Here is a 19,267-nt window from a genome sequence, read left to right as displayed (position 1 = left end):
CCTCAACGTCAGGCGGCGACGGGCACGCCGCTGTGGAAACGCAGCTCGCTGTCCGGCGACAGGATCAGTTCAGCTTCGAGGCGGCCGAAATGCGCCACCCGTTCGCTGATGTCGTCGCCGGCGATCTGCTCGGCCAATGTCAGGTAGTCCTGATAGTGGCGCGCTTCGGATCGCAGCAGCGAGACGTAAAAGCGGTTCAGCTCGTCGTCCAGGTGCGGCGCCAGTTTGGCGAAGCGTTCGCAGGATCGCGCTTCGATGTAGGCGCCGCAGATCAGTTTGTCGATCAGCGTCGCCGGATCGTGGGTGCGGATCTCGCGGATCATCCCCTTGGCATAGCGGCTGGCGGTGATCTTGCGATACGGGATCCCGCGCGCCTGCATGATCTCCAGCACCTGCGAGAAATGATGCAGTTCTTCCTTGATCAGCAGCACCATGCGATCCGCCAGATCCTGGCCGTAGGCCGAGCCGTTTTTCGGCAGGATCTTACGGGTGAACTGGCCCTGACGGAACAATGTGTCGGGCGCGCCCTGCGCTTCGTGCAGAAACGCCTCGTAGGGTCGCAGCAGCGCCAACAGCGCGTCGCCGCTCTCTTTGTCCGCCACGTAGCGGCGGATCAGCCACATGCCGGTCTGCGCGGCTTTCAGCTCGCACACCAGGTGGTCGGTCAGCAACAGCTGCAGGTTTTCCGGACGGCGCGCGGCGTCGATCCAGGCATCGGGGGTTTCACAGTGCAGGAAGCTTAAAATCGGGGCTAACAGGGATTGGTATGTCATCGGCTTCATTGCCCTATGTATTTCAAGTTGCAGCCAGGCGGCCAGCTCACTCATCCCCAGGAGCTTACTCAGGTAAGTGACTGGGGTGAGAGAGTGCAGCCAACAACGCTGCAGCTTGAAAGACGACGGGGATATCAGGGGCCGGCGAGAACCGGCCCATGTGAATAAGCGGGGTTAATTAGTGGCGTTTGCCGTCGTCGTCTTCGTCGATATAGTCGCCGTCTTCGTCATCCTCACCGTCTTCACCGTTCGGATCTTCGAAGTAGGTGCCCCAGCCGTCGTAGTTGACGCCGCAGCGCTCCGCCAGCGCCACCAGTTGCTCGACCTGAGCGTCGATCAGCTCGGCGTTCAGGCCGACTTCGCTGATCACGTCGCAGCACATCACCATCGAACCGTCTTCCACTTCCAGCTCTTCGGCGTCGGTCACTTCGTAGCCCAGCTTGAAGGCTTCAACGGCGGCCTGCTCCAGAACCTCAAATTTCTCGGCGGACAGATGGTGCTCGATGGTGTAGAGCGCGTCCGGATCGCTGCCGTCTTCCAGCAGCTCTTCGATGATCAGGCGGGTCTCTTCACGTTGTTCTTCCAGCAATTCGCGGTTTGCCATGCCTATATCCTCAAGTCAAATGGCCTTCATTCCTTCTATTTTCACACACCGCCGACATTGCTTCCACGATAAACGTGAAAGATTTCCTCACCGGGGTTGAAATTGAATATTCATACATATAAAGTGAATTTTAATTCAATTAAGCAATCAGGGAATCGGACTATGAGCACCGGCAATGCGTTCTACCAACGTCACTTTCTGAGGTTAATGGATTTCACCCCCGCCGAGCTGCAGGCGCTGCTGCGGCTTTCGGCCGATCTGAAGCAGGCCAAGAAGCAGGGGCGGGAACAGCGCCGGCTGCAGGGCAAAAACATTGCGCTCATCTTCGAAAAAGACTCGACCCGCACGCGATGCTCTTTCGAAGTTGCCGCATTCGATCAGGGCGCGCAGGTCACGTACCTCGGCCCGAGCGGCAGCCAGATCGGCCATAAAGAGTCGATGAAAGACACCGCCCGGGTGCTGGGCCGCCTGTACGACGGTATTCAGTACCGCGGCTACGGCCAGGCGCTGGTGGAAACCCTGGCGCAGCACGCCAGCGTGCCGGTGTGGAACGGCCTGACCGACGAGTTCCACCCTACCCAATTGCTGGCGGATCTGCTCACCGTGCAGGAACACCTGCCGGGCAAGGCGCTGAACGAAGTGAAGCTGGCGTACGTCGGCGACGCGCGCAACAACATGGGCAACACGCTGCTGGAAGCCGCCGCGCTGGCGGGCATGGATCTGCGGCTGGTGGCGCCGAAGGCCTGTTGGCCGCAGCCGGAACTGGTGGCCGAATGCCAGGCGCTGGCGCAGCAAACCGGCGCGAAACTCACCCTGACCGAAGACATCGCCGAAGGGGTACAAGACGCCGATTTCCTCTACACCGACGTGTGGGTGTCGATGGGCGAACCGAAAGAGACCTGGCGGGAGCGTATCGCGCTGCTGCGGCCGTATCAGGTCAACATGGCGATGCTGAAACTGACCGGCAACCCGAACGTGAAGTTCCTGCACTGCCTGCCGGCGTTCCACGACGATCAAACCACGCTCGGCAAGCAGATGGCACAGCAGTACGATCTGCACGGCGGCATGGAAGTGACCGACGAGGTGTTCGAGTCGGCGCACAGCGTGGTGTTCGATCAGGCGGAAAACCGGCTGCATACCATCAAGGCGGTGCTGGTCGCCACGCTGAGCGCAACGCTCTGACACGCCTCTCCCTCCGCCCTGGCCCCCCCGGCCAGGGCGGCTAATATATTCCTGGAATATCAAATAGCGCATTGGCCTTTGCCCGCCGCCGGCAAAGGTTCTACCGTGACAGGCCGACGGCGCCCGCGCCGTAAAAACCAACGATAACAAACCGTTCTCAGCGCCGCCTTGCGGCGCCTTCAGGGGATACACATCGATGAAAACCAAACTCTTGCCGCTGTTCCTGCTCGCCGCCCTGCCCGCCGCCGCGTTATCCGCCACGCCGCCGAATACGCTGGTGGTAGTACAATCGCTGGATGACATCGTCAGCCTCGATCCGGCGGAAGCCAACGAACTCTCCAGCATCCAGACGGTGCCCAGCCTGTACCAGCGCTTGGTACAGGCGGATCGCGACGATCCGGCCAAGGTGGCACCGGTGCTGGCAGAAAGCTGGCAGAGCGATGCGGCGGCCAAAACGCTGACGGTAAAACTGCGGCCGCAGGCGGCGTTCGCCTCCGGCAACCCGCTGACCGCCGACGACGTGATCTTCTCCTACCGCCGCGCGGTGAAAATGAACAAGTCGCCGGCGTTCATCCTCAACGTGCTCGGCTGGCAGCCGGACAACATCGACGCGCAGTTGAAGAAGATCGACGACCATACCGTGCAGTTGCGCTGGACGGCGGACGTCAGCCCGGCGGTGGCGCTGAATATCCTCTCGACGCCGATCGCCTCGATCGTCGACAGCAAAGCGGCGCTGGTCAACGTCAAAGACGGCGACTTCGGCAACGCCTGGCTGAAAATGCACTCCGCCGGCGGCGGCCCGTTCAAGATGCGCGTCTATCAGCCGCATCAGGCGATCGTGCTGGACGCCAACCCCACGACGCCGGGCGGCAAGCCGCAGCTGAAAAACATCATCATCAAGAACGTGCCGGATCCGGCCACCCGCCGCCTGCTGGTCCAGCAGGGCGACGCCGATATCGCCCGCGAACTGGGCGCCGACCAGACCGACACGCTGAAGAACCAGCCGGGGGTTAAGGTGCTGGAGATCCCGTCCGCCGAACAAAACTACCTGGTGTTCAACACCGGCAACGGCGCCAATCCGCTGCTGAACAACCCGGCCTTCTGGGAGGCGGCGCGCTATCTGGTGGATTATCAGGGCATCACCCAGGATCTGCTGAAGGGCCAATACTTCGTGCATCAGAGCTTCCTGCCGGTCGGGCTGCCGGGCGCGCTGGAGACCAACCCGTTCCGCTACGATCCGGCCAAGGCGAAAGCCATTCTGGCCAAGGCGGGCATCACCCACGCCGCCTTTACGCTGGACGTAGAGAACAAACCGCCGTTCATCACCATCGCGCAGGCGCTGCAGGGTAGCTTCGCCGCTGCCGGCGTGAAGGTCGAGCTGCTGCCGGCCGCGGGCAGCCAGGTTTACTCCCGCGTGCGCGCCAGGCAGCATCAGGCGGCGATCCGCCTGTGGATCCCGGATTACTTCGACGCCCACTCCAACGCCAGCGCCTTTGCCTACAACGACGGCAAGAGCAGCACGGTGGCCGGGCTGAACGGCTGGCAGATCCCGCAGTTGAATAAGCAGACGCTGGCGGCGCTGGCCGAAGCCGATCCGGCCAAGCGCCGCGCGCGGTACACCGCCATGCAGCAGGAGCTGCAGCGCAGTTCGCCGTACGTATTTATCGATCAGGCCAAAACCGAAGTGGTGCTGCGCGACAACGTCAAAGGCTACCAGCAGGGGCTGAACGCCGACATGGTCTACTACGATCGCGTCAGCAAATAACCCGCAGGCGGCCATCGCCGGCCAATCGATTGCGGGGCGGCAAAAAACGGCGTTTTAACGCTTGCAGTGGCGAAAAGCGCGAGTATAATGCGCCACAATTTGCCAGGAGAAAGCATGAAAAACGACGTTTGTTTTGTTAGCCGCAATCGACAAAACCGACTGCCTATCGGCGGCCAGCTGCCGTTGTTTCTCCTGTTGCTAAACCGATCGTTTCAAGCCCCTCATTGAGGGGCTTTTTTTTGCCTTAAAAAGTCCCGCGCCACGGGCACGCGTCGAGGAGGAGTGAAAAATGGCCAACCCGCTGTATCACAAACACATCATCTCTATTAACGATCTCAGCCGCGAGGATCTGGAGCTGGTGCTGCGCACCGCCGCCGGTCTGAAAGCCAACCCGCAGCCGGAACTGTTGAAACACAAGGTGATCGCCAGCTGCTTCTTTGAAGCCTCGACCCGTACCCGCCTGTCGTTCGAAACCTCGATGCACCGCCTCGGCGCCTCGGTGGTCGGTTTCGCCGACGGCAGCAACACCTCGCTCGGCAAAAAAGGCGAAACCCTGGCCGACACCATCTCGGTGATCAGCACCTACGTGGACGCCATCGTGATGCGCCACCCGCAGGAAGGCGCAGCGCGCATGGCCTCGGAGTTCTCCGGCAACGTGCCGGTGCTCAACGCCGGCGACGGCGCCAACCAGCACCCGACCCAGACCCTGCTGGATCTGTTCACCATCCAGGAAACCCAGGGCCGCCTGAACAACCTCAGCATCGCCATGGTCGGCGACCTGAAATACGGCCGCACCGTGCACTCGCTCACCCAGGCGCTGGCCAAATTCGAAGGCAACCGCTTCTACTTCATCGCCCCGGACGCGCTGGCAATGCCGGCCTACATCCTGAAAATGCTGGAAGAGAAAGGCATCGAGTACAGCCTGCACGGCAGCTTTGAAGAAGTGGTGCCGGAGCTGGATATTCTCTACATGACCCGGGTGCAGAAAGAGCGCCTCGATCCGTCCGAGTACGCCAACGTGAAGGCGCAGTTCGTGCTGCGCGCCGCAGATCTGGCCGGCGCGCGCGCCAACCTCAAGGTGCTGCACCCGCTGCCGCGCATCGACGAGATCGCCACCGACGTGGATAAAACGCCGCACGCTTACTACTTCCAGCAGGCGGGCAACGGCATCTTCGCCCGTCAGGCGCTGCTGGCGCTGGTGCTCAACGCAGATTTGGCTCTTTAAGGGGGAACCGCCATGACTCACGACAACAAACTGCAGGTCGAAGCGATCAAATGCGGCACGGTGATCGACCACATTCCGGCGCAGATTGGTTTCAAACTGCTGACGCTGTTCAAGCTGACCGCCACCGACCAGCGCATCACCATCGGCCTGAACCTGCCCTCCAACGAGCTGTGCCGCAAGGATCTGATCAAGATCGAGAACACCTTCCTGACCGAGCAGCAGGCCAACCAGTTGGCGATGTACGCGCCGAAGGCCACGGTAAACCGCATCGACAACTATGAAGTGGTGCGCAAGCTGACCCTCAGCCTGCCGGACCACATCGACGGCGTGCTGACCTGCCCGAACGGCAACTGCATCAGCCGCAGCGAGCCGGTGGCGTCGAGCTTCAGCGTCAAATCGCGCGACGGTGAAGTACACCTGAAGTGCCGCTACTGCGAAAAAGAGTTCGAGCATCAGGTGGTGCTGCAGGCGGACTAATCCCGGCATGGGCGCCGGGAGATGGCGCTGTTATTCTCCCGGTGACGCCCTATAATGGGTCCTCTGAAAATCACTCTACCCACGTTGCTACCCACCGAATTTTACGCTGCGGCCGACCGTGCGGCGGCGTGAAAGACAACGGGTTTATCAGGAGAAAACATGTCACGTAACATCAGCACTGAACTCGCCCCGGCAGCCATTGGTCCTTACGTGCAGGGCGTTGATCTGGGCAGCATGATCATCACTTCCGGCCAGATCCCGGTCGATCCGAAAACCGGCGCCGTCGCCGACGACGTCGCCGCTCAAGCGCGCCAGTCGCTGGAAAACGTCAAAGCGATCGTCGAAGCCGCCGGCCTGACCGTTGCCGACATCGTGAAAACCACCGTGTTCGTGAAAGACCTGAACGACTTCGCCACCGTCAACGCCGCGTACGAAGCCTTCTTCACCGAGCACAGCGCGCCGTTCCCGGCCCGTTCCTGCGTGGAAGTGGCGCGTCTGCCGAAAGACGTGAAGATCGAAATCGAAGCCATCGCCGTGCGTCGTTAATCGACGGTCACGCGCATCACGCCAGTGCAGACTGGCCGTTTTTATTTCTGCTCTGCCCCGACAGCCTGCCTCCCTGCGCCTTTAGCGCCCACCGCCGCCGCCTTTTCGCCCTATATTAAGGCGTCGTCACGCCAGACCTGCACCGCAAACGGGCGTTTTTCGCCGCGGCAGCCTCGCTCTGCGCCATTTTCGCCCGTTATCGCCTTGGCACGTTTTATGCTCGATTGATTGACAGCCTGCAATGTCGACGAGGTGACGATGCTGAATATCAATCTTTCCGCTTCACCGTTTTTTGATGAGATGCTTCTGGCTGAGGGAAAACACCGTGGCCACTACGACGCCTACTGGCAATGGCTGCAGCAGGCCGATCACCAGGCCGTGCAACGCAAGCGGGAAGAGGCTGCGCTGCTGTTTCACCGGGTGGGCATCACCTTCAACGTCTACGGCGACGATGACGGCGCCGAGCGGTTGATCCCGTTCGACAGCGTGCCGCGCATTATTCCGGCCGCCGAATGGGCGATGCTCGATCGCGGCATTCGCCAGCGCGTACAGGCGCTCAATGCCTTCCTGCATGACATTTACCACCAGCAGCATATTCTGAAGGCCGGCCTCATTCCGGCGGAGCAGGTGCTGGCCAACGATCAGTATCAACCCTGTATGCAAGGCGTTGATCTGCATCGCGATATCTATGCGCATATCGTCGGCGTGGACATGGTCCGCAACAGCGACGGCCAATACTACGTGCTGGAAGATAACTTGCGCACCCCGTCCGGCGTCTCTTACATGCTGGAAAACCGCAAAATGATGATGCGTCTCTATCCGGAACTGTTCGCCCGGCAACGCATCGCGCCGGTGGAGCGCTACCCGTCGCACCTGCTGCAAACGCTGCGCGAAAGCTCGCCCATCAACGATCCCACCGTGGTGGTGTTGACGCCGGGCCGCTTCAACAGCGCCTATTTTGAGCACAGTTTCCTGGCGCAGCAGATGGGGGTGGAGCTGGTCGAAAGCGCCGATCTGTTCGTCAAGGACGGCGCGGTCTTCATGCGCACCACCGCCGGGCCGTGCAAAGTGGACGTGATCTATCGTCGGGTGGACGACGCCTTCCTCGATCCGCTGGCGTTTCGGCCGGACTCGATGCTCGGCGTACCGGGGCTGCTGTCGGTGTATCGCGCCGGCAATGTGGTGCTGGCCAACGCCATCGGCACCGGCGTGGCCGACGACAAATCGATCTACCCCTACGTGCCGGATATGGTGCGCTTCTACCTGCAAGAGGAACCGATCCTCAACAACGTGCCGACCTGGCAGTGCCGACATAAAAACGAACTGTCGTATGTGCTGGCCAACCTCGAACAGATGGTCGTGAAAGAGGTGCACGGCGCCGGCGGCTACGGCATGTTGATCGGCCCCACGGCGAGCAAGGACGAGCTCGCCCGCTTCCGCGCTCTGCTGCTGTCTCGCCCGCAGAATTACATTGCGCAAAACACGCTGGCGCTGTCCACCTGCCCGACCTTCGTCAACGATGGTCTGGCGCCGCGGCATATCGATCTGCGGCCGTTCGCCCTCAGCGGCGCGGAGATCCGCCTGGTGCCCGGCGGCCTGACCCGGGTGGCGTTGGCGGAAGGTTCGCTGGTGGTGAACTCGTCGCAGGGCGGCGGCACCAAGGACACCTGGGTATTGGAGGACGACCTATGCTGAGCCGCACCGCCAGTGAACTCTATTGGATGGCCCGCTATCTGGAGCGGGCGGAAAGCATCGCCCGGGTGCTGGACGTCACCAACAAGCTGTCGATGATGCCGATCCGCGACGGCGGCGATCAGGATCTGCAGGTGCCGCTCAACCTGACCGGCACCGGCCAGCTGTATGCCGCCGCCTACCCGGAATTGACGATGCCCAATCTGGTCAGCTTCTTCGCGCTCGACAACCGTAACCACAGCAGCATCTTCAGCTGCCTGCAAATGGGCTGGAACAACGCCCACGCGGTGCGCGGCAGCCTGTCATCCGAAGTCTGGGAGTGCATCAACGCCACCTGGATAGAGATGAAACTGATCCGCCGCCAGGGCATCGGCTCGGTGGGCGCCGATGCCTTCTTCGACTGGGTGAAGGAGCGCGCCCATCTGTTTCGCGGCGCCATGTTCGGCACGCTGCTGCGCAGCGACGCCATGCGCTTTATCCGTCTCGGCACCCTGCTGGAGCGGGCCGACGGCACCGCCCGTCTGCTGGAGGTGAAGAACACGCTGATGGACATCGACGGCGACCCGGTGCGCGAATATTACCGCATGGACACGCTGCTGCGGGCGGTGAGCGCGCGCGAAGCCTACCACAGCATCTACAAGCAGCCGTTGAGCCGCGAGACCATCGCCGAACTGATGATTCTGCGCAATGAAATCCCGCGTTCACTGCTGGCCTGCGTCGGCGACATGGTGCAGCAATTGGAACTGATCGGCGGCGGCGCCAACCAACCGCGACGTCTGGCGCACACCCTGCATGCCGAGCTGCGCTTCAGCAGCATGAAGGACCTGAACAAGATCGGCCTGGGCGAGTGGTTGAGCGCCTTTCTCGGCCAGGTGAACGGCATCGCCGAAAGCATCCATCACACTTATCTGGAGGCGCAATGAAACTGAATATTGAGCACAACACCCATTATCGCTACGCCCAGCCGGTGCAGCGCAGCACCCAATATCTGCGGCTGACGCCGCAGGATTCGCCCCATCAGCGCATCCTCTCCTGGCAACTGTCGTTGCCGGATGACGCGGTGCGCACCACCGACGCCTTCGGCAATGTACTGCACGTGCTGACGCTTGATGAACCGCATCAGGCCATCACCATTCGGGTGCTCGGGGAAGTGGAGATTGAAGACGGCGTCGAAGATCGGGCGCTCGGGCATCTGTCGCCGCTGGTATTTCTGCGCCATAGCCCGCTGACCCAGCCCGATGACGCCATTCAGGCCTTCGCCCTGCGTTATCATCAACCGCAGGCGGTGCTGAGCGGCCTGGAACATCTGATGGGCGAACTGCTGCTGAAAATGCCTTACAGCCCTGGCTCCACGCGCGTGACCGACAGCGCCGCCGAGGCTTTCGCCGCCGGCAGCGGCGTGTGTCAGGATCATACGCATGTCTTCCTGAGCTGCTGCCGCAGCCTGAACATCCCGGCGCGCTACGTCAGCGGCTACCTGTACAGCGAAGACTCGACCCATGTCGCCACCCATGCCTGGGCGGAAGTGTGGGTGGAGGAACGCTGGCACAGCTTCGACGTGACCAACAATACGCGCATGCCGAATCAGCACCTTAAGCTGGCGGTCGGCATCGATTATCTGGACGCCTGCCCGGTGCGCGGCATGCGATTGGGCGGCGGCTGTGAAGACATGAGCGCCATCGCCGCCGTACAAATGATGCCAACCGGCCAGTAGCCGCTTGCCGATGGAAAATGTTTCGGGCACGCGGCGCGTTGGCGGCGTGCCGGTCTTGTTTTGAGGGATTGTAGTATGACCTACTGTGTGGCCATGCGTTTGTCGTCCGGGCTGGTCTTTGCGTCCGATTCGCGCACCAACGCCGGGGTGGACCATATTTCCACCTTCCGCAAACTGCACGTGTTCCAACAGGACGGCGATCGCACGCTGGTGCTGCAAAGCGCCGGCAACCTGGCGACCACCCAGAGCATCATCAGTTTGCTGTTGCACCGCAGCAAGGACGCCGAACGCCCCAACCTGCTCAACGCTCCCAGCCTCTACGACGCCGCCACGCTGGTAGGGGAAACGGTGCGCGAGGTGATCCAGCGCGACAGCGAGGCGCAGCAAAGCGGCAGCACCACCGATTTCAGCTGCAACCTGCTGCTCGGCGGCCAAATTAGCGGGGAAGAGATGCGGCTGTTCCATATCTACCCGCAAGGCAACTTTATCGAAGCCACCCGCGACACGCCCTATTTTCAGATAGGCGAAAGCAAATACGGCAAACCGATCATCGACCGGGTGCTGCACTACGACACGCCGCTGGAACAAGCGATGCAATGCGCGCTGATTTCACTGGATTCGACCCTGCGCAGCAACCTGTCCGTCGGGCTGCCGCTCGACGTGATGATCTACCCGCGCGACAGCTTCAGCCATGCCCGGCAATACCGCATTACCGAAGACCATCCGTACTTCAGCGCCATCCGCAAGGGCTGGGGCGAAGGCCTGGTCAGCATTTTCACCCAGTTGCCGCCGCTGCAGCTGTAGGGATCCGGGCTCACACGAGCCCGTCCGCCTCATTGCACCTGCAACCCCCGCAGCAACGCCTCCAGCGGGTACACCGCCGCAATCACCACTTCGTCGCGCGTCTGCGCCGCCGCATCCAGCCGGCGCTGCGCTTGTTCTGCCTCGGTTCGGCTCAGCGGTTTATCCTGCTGATACCGCTCCAGCAGCGTTAACCCCAATGCGGCCAGGGCATCGACGTCCTGCGCCACCGGCGCCAGCTCCCGCAGCGTGCGGTTGCCCGCGATCGCCGTCTGCAGCGCCGCGCCGTTCGCCTGCCAGCGCTGCAGCCGTTCGCGCAGCGCCTGCGCCGCCGCCTTATCGCGCTTATCCTTCAGCAGAGCCGCGACCTGCGCATGCATGGCGCGCACCGCCTCGCTCTCCTGCGGCAGCGCATCGGCAAAGCGGTTCAGCGGTTCGAACTGGTGATAGTTGCCGGCCTGGAACTTCAGGTGCTGGCGGGTGTAATACTGCGCCGGTTCCACCGCCTCGGCCAGGATCTGCAGCGGCACGATCTGCACGCTGTTGCTCAGCCGGGTGAATTCGCGCGCCGTTTCCGCGTGCTGCTGCAGGCCGACCGACACCACCGACCAGGCGTCGATCGCCGCCAGCCGCTGGTACATGTCGCTTTCGTCGGTGGCGTCCTGCGCCGACCACAGCCGCTCCGCCACCGCAAAGGCGCGCGGCCACAGCTTGAGATCGATCAGCGGCGCACGCACGTTTTCCGCCCACAGCGCCGCTTCCCCGCCGAGGATCTTGGCCTGCCCCTTCTCATCCGGCACCACCGGCATCTTGCCCGCCGGCGCCGCCGCCAGTTTCTCGCCCTGGGTGGGGTAACGCACGTTGCCGACCAGCGTATAGCCGCTGAGCTTGTCCTGTTGCAGCGTAAATACCGGCCGCGTGTCGCCCATCCAGGTATCGACGCGGAACGTCACCTGCTGCGGCGTGCGCCAGACGATATCGTGCACCGCGCGGCGCGACTTGCCGTTGAAATCGATAAAGCCGCGCCAGCCCTGCTTGCCCTCGATCAGCGTGAAGCTGCCCTCCACCGCGCTGCCCTTCAGGCGCGGCATGCTGAAACGCCAGCTTTGCGCCTGCTCGCCGGGTTGCACCGCCGTTTCGACCCCCAGCGGCTGCGGCAGAATTTCATTGCGGTAGTGATAGGCGGTGCTTTGCGGCTGATCGAGATAGAAACCGGTGGAGAGAATGCCCTGATAGCCATCCTGCGCGCTGGCGCCCAGCGAGTCTTGCCCCTGCCAGGACTGAATGACGATCGAACGCGGCAGCGACGGATGATAGATCTCGTCCCAGCCGACCATCTGCCGCTGGTGCTTCTCGAGGACTTTTTCCAGCTTCTGGTTGAAGTAGGCCTGCAGCGCATGGGTATCCGCCAGCCCGTTCTGCTGCATAAACGCCTGAATCGACGGCGACGCCCGCCACTGGCTGGCGTCCACTTCGTCGCCGCCGATGTGCAGATAAGGATCGGGGAAGATCGCCGCCAGCTCGCCGACGATCGTATCGACAAACTGATAAACCTCGTCGCGGGTTGGATCGAGCGTCGGCTTATGCACGCCCCACTCGCGCTCCATGCGATACGGCCCCGGCGCGCTCATCAGGTCGGGATAGGCCACCGCGATGCTGGAGGCGTGCCCCGGCATGTCGATCTCCGGCACCACGCGAATGCCGCGCGCCGTGGCGTAAGCCACCACCTGCCGCATTTGCTCGCGGGTGTAGAACTGGCCGTCGCTGGCCTGCTGCTGCAATTTGGGGTAATGCTCGGAGGCGAAGCGCCAGCCCTGATCGTCGCTCAGGTGCCAGTGGAACACGTTGAGCTTGGCCGCCGCCATGCCGTCAAGCTGGCGCAAAATGTCCGGCAGCGGCAGGAAATGGCGCGCCGAATCCAGCAGCACGCCGCGCCACGGAAAACGCGGCACATCGCGAATATCCACCAATGGCAGGAAAGTGTTTTGCCCATCGGTCTGCAGCAGTTGCAGCAGGGTCTCCATGCCGCGCAGCGCGCCGAAGCGGGTGTTGGCGGTCAGCGTGGCGCCCTGCGGCGTGACCGCCAGCCGGTAACTCTCATCGCTGCCCGGCAGCGGCTGCGCCGCCACCCGATCCTTGATCACCACCTTGATCGCCACGCCGTTTGCTTCTTCCCTCGGCGCCAGCGTCCAACCGGTCTGCAGTTCGATGCGCTGGCGCCAACGCGGCAGCGTGTCGCCCAAATCATCGCCCTGGAGGCTTAACGACAGCCGGTGATCCAAAATCAGTTTGCCCGCCGGTTGCGTCACTTCCACCTGCTGCGGCCAGGGCATCAGCGGCAGATCGCCCGCCGGCTGCGCCAGCGCGCCGCAAGAAAACCATAACGATGAAGCCAGTAGCGTATAACGGAAAGGTCTGTGCATCGGAAATTCCTCAGAGGAAAAAAACAAAATATCCCCAATGAATTTCAAACCACCGCTAGGCGGCAAGCGCCCGCATCCCCAGGCGCTTAGGTCTGCTAAGTAACTGGGGGGCGGGCGTACAGCCAACAACGCGGTGGCTTGAAAGGCGCAGGGGAAAACAGCCAACGCTGTAGATAAAGACTCAGCACAGAACAGATGTCCAACCGTTGCGGTGAAAAAGCGGACGGGATCACAGTTGCCCCCTCCCGGCCGGAGGGGGCGAACGGGTTATTGCCAGCCGTAGCGGCGCACGAACCAGCCTTTCACGCACTGGGTCAGCACCATGTAACCGGCGAGGATCAGCACCAGCCACGGGAAGTAACCGAGCGGCAGCGCCTGCAGCTGCAGGAAGCCGGCCAGCGGCGAGAACACCAGGCCGATGCCGGTGGCGATCACCGCCAGCGTCATGATGCACAGCGGCCAGGACGGGCGGCTCTGGATAAACGGAATTTTGCGCGTGCGGATCATGTGCACGATCAGCGTTTGCGACAGCAGCCCTTCCACGAACCAGCCGGACTGGAACAGCGTCTGCATTTCCGGCGTGTTGGCCTTGAATACCCACCACATCAGGCTGAAGGTCAGCACGTCGAAGATCGAACTGATCGGCCCAAAGAACACCATAAACCGCCCCAGATCGGCGGAGTTCCAGCGCTGCGGCTGGGTGATCTGATCGTCGTCGACGTTATCGAACGGGATGGCGATCTGCGAGATGTCGTACATCAGGTTCTGAATCAACAGGTGCAGCGGCAGCATCGGCAGAAACGGCAGGAAGGCGCTGGCGATCAGCACGCTGAACACGTTGCCGAAGTTGGAGCTGGCGGTCATCTTGATGTATTTCAGCATGTTGGCGAAGGTGCGGCGCCCTTCGATCACCCCCTGCTCCAGCACCATAAGGCTTTTTTCCAGCAGGATGATGTCCGCCGCTTCCTTGGCGATGTCCACCGCCGAATCGACGGAGATGCCGATATCGGCCGCGCGCAGCGCCGGCGCGTCATTGATGCCGTCGCCCATAAAGCCCACCACGTGCCCCTGGCGGCGCAGCAGTTTGACGATGCGCTCCTTGTGCAGCGGCGTCAGCTTGGCGAACACCGTGGTGCGCGCCGCCGCCTGCGCCAGCTGCTCGTCGTCCATCTGCTCGATCTCGCTGCCGCGCAGCAGATGATCGGCCTCCAGCCCGACGTCCCGGCACACTTTGGCGGCCACCAGCTCGTTGTCGCCGGTGAGGATCTTCACCGTGACGCCGTTCTGTTTCAGCGCCGCCAGCGCCGGCGCGGTGCTTTCCTTCGGCGGATCGAGGAAGGCGACGTAGCCTTCGAGGATCAGATCCGACTCGTCCGCCACGCCGTATTCATGGGTTTGCGCCGGCAGGATCTTGTTGGCCACCGCCACCACCCGCAGCCCCTGCTGGTTGAGATCGTCGGTTATGCGGCGGATCCTCGCCAGCAGCGCTTCGCTCAGCGGGATCACCTCGTCTTCGTGGCGCACGTGGCTGCAAATCGCCAGCATCTCTTCCAGCGCGCCCTTGCACACCAGCTCGTGATACTCGTTGTCTTTGGCCACCACCACCGACATGCGGCGGCGCACGAAGTCGAACGGGATCTCATCCACCTTGCGGTAGTTTTGCAGCGCTTCCGGCTGCTGATTTTGCTCCGCGCAGCTCAGCACCGCCACGTCGAGCAGGTTTTTCAGCCCGGTCTGGTAGAAGCTGTTCAGCCAGGCGTAGCGCAGCACCCGCTCGCTGCTGGCGCCGAACACGTCGGTATGGCGCTCCAGCACGATCTTGTCCTGGGTCAGGGTGCCGGTCTTGTCGGTGCACAGAATGTCCATCGCGCCGAAGTTCTGGATGGCGTCCAGACGTTTGACGATCACCTTCTGGCGCGACAGCTTCACCGCCCCTTTGGCCAGCGTCGAGGTGACGATCATCGGCAGCATCTCCGGCGTCAGCCCGACCGCCACCGACAGCGCGAACAGCGCCGCCTCCCACCAGTCGCCCTTGGTGTAGCCGTTGATCAGCAGCACGATCGGCGTCATCACCAGCATAAAGCGGATCAGCAGCCAGCTGACCTTGCTGATGCCGCTCTGGAAGGCGTTCGGCTGCTCATCCTGGCTGGTGACGCGCTGCGCCAGCTGGCCGAAATAGGTGCCGCCGCCGGTGCCGATCACCATCGCCAGCGCGGTGCCGCTGACCACGTTGGTGCCCATGAAGCACAGGTTCTGGCAGTCGAGCGGATCGGCCGCCGACAATTGCGGCGCGGCGGATTTTTCCACCGGCAGCGATTCGCCGGTCAGCGCCGCCTGGCTGATGAACAGATCCTTGGCCGACAGCACGCGCAGATCCGCCGGGATCATGTCGCCGGCCGCCAGTTTGATGATATCGCCCGGCACCAGCTGCGCGATCGGCAGCTCCACGTGCTCGCTCCTGCCGGTGAGCGCATCGCTGCGGATCACCGTGGCGGTGTTGCTCACCATGGCCTTCAGCGCGTCGGCCGCCCGGTTGGATCGCGCCTCCTGGATGAAGTTCAGCAGCGTAGAGATCAGCACCATCAGCGCGATCACCAAGGCGCCGGTGAGATCCTCGGTGGCGTAAGAGATCATGCCGAGCGCGGTCAGCAGCAGGTTGAACGGGTTGCGGTAGCAGTGCCAGAGGTGTTGCCACCAGGCCTCTTTCTGCTGATCGTCGATGACGTTCTCGCCGCAGCGCTGGCGCACCTGTTCCGCCTCATGGGCGGTGATGCCTTCCGGGTGGCTGTGAAAACGCTCAAAGAGCTGCATCGTTTCTGCGGCGGCGCATTCCAGCCGCTGCTGCGCCAGGCCGGCCGGCATGTCGCGCGCAGCGCCGCCGACGCTGTCCAGCAGGCTGTCGCGGCGCACCAAACGGCGCGGGAGGCCGCGGACGAACAGGCCCAGCAGCTGACGGGGGAGTTTTTTCAATTTCATGGGTCGCACCTCGTCGCCCGGTGCCTCACGGCAGCGGGTAAACGGGGATCGTCATCGGCCGGGCGAATGGCGGGTGCGCCAAAAAGCCTCTGCCAACGCAGATCCTTATTCTTTTTTTCAGCAGCAGGAGCGAACGAAGAAGCGCGCGCTACCGGTTACCGTGATGTACTTCACCGGTAAAACAGCAGCGCCAGGCGGAGAGGTTTTACCGGAGAACCGAGTGAGTGTCTAAAGCAGTCGGGTCGGGGTCCATATGGGGAATAACCTCCGGTAAAGGGAAAAACAGAGCGGCAGGAGCGGCCGTTCATCGCAATGTCACAATCCCGTTTTGCATCAAGATCCGCGTCGGAAAATGAGCTATGCTGACGGGCATTGTTTTACAGGCCTTTATGTTACGCCTGTCCACCTCAACGAAAAGTAAACCATGCAAAACCGGCTGACCATCAAGGACATCGCGCGCCTGAGCGGCGTAGGCAAATCCACCGTCTCACGCGTGCTGAACAATGAAGGCAGCGTGAGCCCGCAAACCCGTGAACGGGTGGAAGCGGTGATCCGTCAGCAAGGGTTTACGCCCTCCAAGTCGGCGCGCGCCATGCGCGGCCAAAGCGACAAAGTGGTGGGCATCATCGTTTCCCGTCTCGACTCGCCGTCGGAAAACCAGGCGGTACGCACCATGCTGCCGCTGCTGTATCAGCAAGGCTTCGATCCGATCGTGATGGAGAGCCAGTTCGAAACCCGCCTGGTGCAGGAGCATCTGCACGTACTGCATCAGCGCAACGTCGACGGCGTGATCCTGTTCGGCTTCACCGGCCTGACCGCGGCGATGCTCAAGCCGTGGCAGGAAAAAATGGTGGTGATGGTGCGCGAATACGACGGCTTCTCGTCCGTCTGCTACGACGACGCCGGCGCGGTGAACCTGTTGATGGATCGCCTGTATCAGCAAGGGCATCGGCATATCGGCTATCTGGGGGTGCAGCTCAGCGACGCCACCACCGGCCAGCGCCGCTATCAGGCCTATCTCGACGCCTGTGAACGCCTCAGGCTCACGCCGCGCGCCACGCTGGGCGAACTGAGCTACCAGAGCGGTTTCCAGCACGCCGCCGAAGTGATTGACGCGCACACCAGCGCGCTGATTTGCGCCTCCGACAGCATCGCCCTGGGGGCGATCAAATACCTGCAACAACAGCCGACGCGCGCCATCCAGGTATGCGCCATCGGCAACACCCCGCTGCTCAGCTTCTTGTTCCCCGACACCCTGTCGGTGGAGTTCGGCTACGGTAGCGCCGGCCTGCTGGCGGCGCAGCAGCTGCTGGCGCAGCTCAGCGGCGAACAGGGGATCCGCCGCCTGTTGGTGCCCAGCAAACTTTCCTGATCGGAAGTTGACCATTTTTCGTCATTTTGTGATCCTCGCCCCAAACCGGGAACGTTCCCATTTCATTCAAAATGCCGAGTGGCTAAGCTTTGATCATTACTCAGTCAACACCTCTGCAGGTATCCCATAATGAGCAAAGTAAAACAGCAGGATATTGATCGCCTGATTGTTTTGGTCGGCGGCCGCGAGAACATCGCCACCGTCAGCCATTGCATTACCCGGCTGCGTTTCGTCCTCAACGATCCCAATAAGGCGAAACCGAAAGAGATCGAAGAGCTGCCGATGGTCAAGGGTTGCTTCACCAACGCCGGGCAGTTCCAGGTGGTGATCGGCACCGACGTCGGCGACTACTATCAGGCGCTGATCGCCAGCACCGGCGTCAACGAGGCCGACAAGGAGCAGGCCAAGGTGGCCGCGCGCCAGAACATGACCTGGACCGAGCGCACCATCTCCCACTTCGCCGAGATCTTCTTCCCGCTGCTGCCGGCGCTGATCAGCGGCGGTCTGATCCTCGGCTTCCGCAACGTGATCGGCGACATCCCGATGTCCGGCGGCCAAACGCTGGCGCAGATGCACCCGGCGTGGAAAACCGTTTACGACTTCCTGTGGCTGCTCGGTGAAGCGATCTTCATGTTCCTGCCGGTGGCCATCTGCTGGTCGACGGTGAAAAAGATGGGCGGCACCCCGGTGCTCGGCATCGTGCTGGGCGTCACCCTGGTGTCGCCGCAGCTGATGAACTCCTACCTGCTCGGCCAGCAAACGCCGGAAGTGTGGAACTTCGGCTGGTTCGTGATCCAGAAAGTGGGCTATCAGGCGCAGGTGATCCCGTCGATCCTGGCGGGCATGGCGCTGGGCTGGATCGAAACCCGGCTGAAAAAGATCGTTCCCGACTATCTCTATCTGGTGGTGGTGCCGGTGGTCTCGCTGCTGCTGGCGGTGTTCCTGGCGCACGCGCTGATCGGGCCGTTCGGCCGCATGATCGGCGACGGCGTTGCCTGGGCGGTGAAATCGGTGATGACCGGCAGCTTCGCGCCGGTGGGCGCCGCGCTGTTCGGCTTCCTGTATGCGCCGCTGGTGATCACCGGCGTGCACCAGACCACGCTGGCTATCGACATGCAGATGATCCAGAGCATGGGCGGCACCCCGGTGTGGCCGCTGATTGCGCTGTCCAACATCGCGCAGGCCTCGGCGGTGCTCGGCATCATCATCATCAGCCGCAAGGCCAACGAGCGTGAAATCTCGGTGCCGGCGGCGATCTCCGCCTACCTCGGCGTGACCGAACCGGCGATGTACGGCATCAACCTCAAATACCGCTTCCCAATGCTGTGCGCGATGATCGGCTCCGCGATCGCCGGCCTTATCTGCGGGCTGGACGGCGTGATGGCCAACGGCATCGGCGTCGGTGGCCTGCCGGGCATTCTGTCTATCAAGCCGCAGTTCTGGCTGATTTACTCGCTGGCGATTCTGGTGGCGATCGTCATCCCGCTGGTGCTGACCATCATGGTCTACAAACGCAAGGCCGCCCGCGGCGAGCTGCCGGTTTGATTGACGCAAAATACGCAACATGAATGTAGGGGCCGGAAATACCCTATAGCTTTCGAGCTGTAGCTAGGCGGCAAGGGTGCAAATCCCCAGGAGCTTACTCAAGTAAGTGACTGGGGTGCAGCGCCAGCAGCCAACAACGCTGCAGTTTGAAAGATGAAGGGTACGGGCCTGT

At 62.3% G+C, this 19,267-nt stretch carries 15 protein-coding genes; 11 read left to right on the top strand and 4 right to left on the bottom strand.

Going from position 1 to position 19,267, the window contains the following annotated elements; genetic code table 11:
- Positions 1-8: 8 nt before the first annotated feature.
- Complete coding sequence (gene miaE / locus ITX55_RS06440; protein ID WP_108680113.1) at positions 9-773, bottom strand: tRNA isopentenyl-2-thiomethyl-A-37 hydroxylase MiaE; 765 nt, start codon at positions 771-773, stop codon at positions 9-11.
- Positions 774-951: 178 nt separating this feature from the next.
- The gene (rraB, locus tag ITX55_RS06435; RefSeq protein ID WP_025305115.1) at positions 952-1,377 is read right to left on the bottom strand and encodes a ribonuclease E inhibitor RraB; all 426 of its coding nucleotides are present in this window, start codon (positions 1,375-1,377) and stop codon (positions 952-954) included.
- 162 nt (positions 1,378-1,539) lie between these two features.
- On the opposite strand from rraB, the gene argF reads away from it, so the two are divergent.
- From argF to ITX55_RS06390, 9 genes are all read left to right on the top strand, one after another.
- Positions 1,540-2,559 carry an ornithine carbamoyltransferase gene (gene argF / locus ITX55_RS06430; protein WP_197849745.1) on the top strand — a complete coding sequence of 340 codons (1,020 nt, stop codon included), beginning with the start codon at positions 1,540-1,542 and terminating at the stop codon, positions 2,557-2,559.
- Between the two features lie 196 nt (positions 2,560-2,755).
- Entirely contained in the window at positions 2,756-4,324 is a 1,569-nt protein-coding gene (locus ITX55_RS06425; protein ID WP_223084931.1) for an ABC transporter substrate-binding protein, read from the top strand.
- A gap of 289 nt (positions 4,325-4,613) precedes the next feature.
- Entirely contained in the window at positions 4,614-5,549 is a 936-nt protein-coding gene (gene pyrB, locus ITX55_RS06420; RefSeq protein ID WP_223084930.1) for an aspartate carbamoyltransferase, read from the top strand.
- Between the two features lie 12 nt (positions 5,550-5,561).
- Positions 5,562-6,026, top strand: coding sequence for an aspartate carbamoyltransferase regulatory subunit (gene pyrI / locus ITX55_RS06415; protein ID WP_223084929.1), 465 nt, complete (start codon positions 5,562-5,564; stop codon positions 6,024-6,026).
- A 159-nt stretch (positions 6,027-6,185) separates the two neighbouring features.
- Positions 6,186-6,572, top strand: a complete 387-nt coding sequence (ridA, locus tag ITX55_RS06410; RefSeq protein WP_033651447.1) for a 2-iminobutanoate/2-iminopropanoate deaminase — start codon at positions 6,186-6,188, stop codon at positions 6,570-6,572.
- A gap of 258 nt (positions 6,573-6,830) precedes the next feature.
- Positions 6,831-8,267, top strand: a complete 1,437-nt coding sequence (locus ITX55_RS06405) for a circularly permuted type 2 ATP-grasp protein (protein WP_004933380.1) — start codon at positions 6,831-6,833, stop codon at positions 8,265-8,267.
- Positions 8,261-9,187: an alpha-E domain-containing protein gene (locus ITX55_RS06400; RefSeq protein ID WP_004933382.1), complete on the top strand. Its 927-nt coding sequence runs from the start codon at positions 8,261-8,263 to the stop codon at positions 9,185-9,187. Before ITX55_RS06405 ends, ITX55_RS06400 begins: the two co-directional genes overlap by 7 nt.
- Entirely contained in the window at positions 9,184-9,978 is a 795-nt protein-coding gene (locus ITX55_RS06395; RefSeq protein ID WP_004933384.1) for a transglutaminase family protein, read from the top strand. Before ITX55_RS06400 ends, ITX55_RS06395 begins: the two co-directional genes overlap by 4 nt.
- 75 nt (positions 9,979-10,053) lie before the next feature.
- Complete coding sequence (locus tag ITX55_RS06390) at positions 10,054-10,782, top strand: proteasome-type protease (RefSeq protein ID WP_015376453.1); 729 nt, start codon at positions 10,054-10,056, stop codon at positions 10,780-10,782.
- 29 nt (positions 10,783-10,811) lie between these two features.
- Here the strand turns inward: ITX55_RS06390 and ITX55_RS06385 are convergent, their stop codons facing one another.
- Together ITX55_RS06385 and mgtA are read right to left on the bottom strand one after the other, a co-directional pair.
- Positions 10,812-13,202 carry a beta-N-acetylhexosaminidase gene (locus tag ITX55_RS06385; RefSeq protein WP_223084928.1) on the bottom strand — a complete coding sequence of 797 codons (2,391 nt, stop codon included), beginning with the start codon at positions 13,200-13,202 and terminating at the stop codon, positions 10,812-10,814.
- A 267-nt stretch (positions 13,203-13,469) separates the two neighbouring features.
- The gene (gene mgtA / locus ITX55_RS06380; protein WP_223084927.1) at positions 13,470-16,178 is read right to left on the bottom strand and encodes a magnesium-translocating P-type ATPase; all 2,709 of its coding nucleotides are present in this window, start codon (positions 16,176-16,178) and stop codon (positions 13,470-13,472) included.
- A 424-nt stretch (positions 16,179-16,602) separates the two neighbouring features.
- Between mgtA and treR the strand changes: the two genes are divergently transcribed.
- Both treR and treB read left to right on the top strand, forming a co-directional pair.
- Positions 16,603-17,550, top strand: coding sequence for a trehalose operon repressor TreR (gene treR / locus ITX55_RS06375; RefSeq protein WP_223084926.1), 948 nt, complete (start codon positions 16,603-16,605; stop codon positions 17,548-17,550).
- Between the two features lie 129 nt (positions 17,551-17,679).
- Complete coding sequence (gene treB / locus ITX55_RS06370) at positions 17,680-19,095, top strand: PTS trehalose transporter subunit IIBC (RefSeq protein ID WP_033651452.1); 1,416 nt, start codon at positions 17,680-17,682, stop codon at positions 19,093-19,095.
- The last annotated feature ends 172 nt before the right edge of the window (positions 19,096-19,267 follow it).

Source organism: Serratia sp. EWG9 (assembly GCF_019913725.1).
Taxonomy (GTDB): Bacteria; Pseudomonadota; Gammaproteobacteria; order Enterobacterales; family Enterobacteriaceae; genus Serratia; species Serratia ureilytica.
This window is presented reverse-complemented; position numbering and strand designations above follow the sequence as displayed.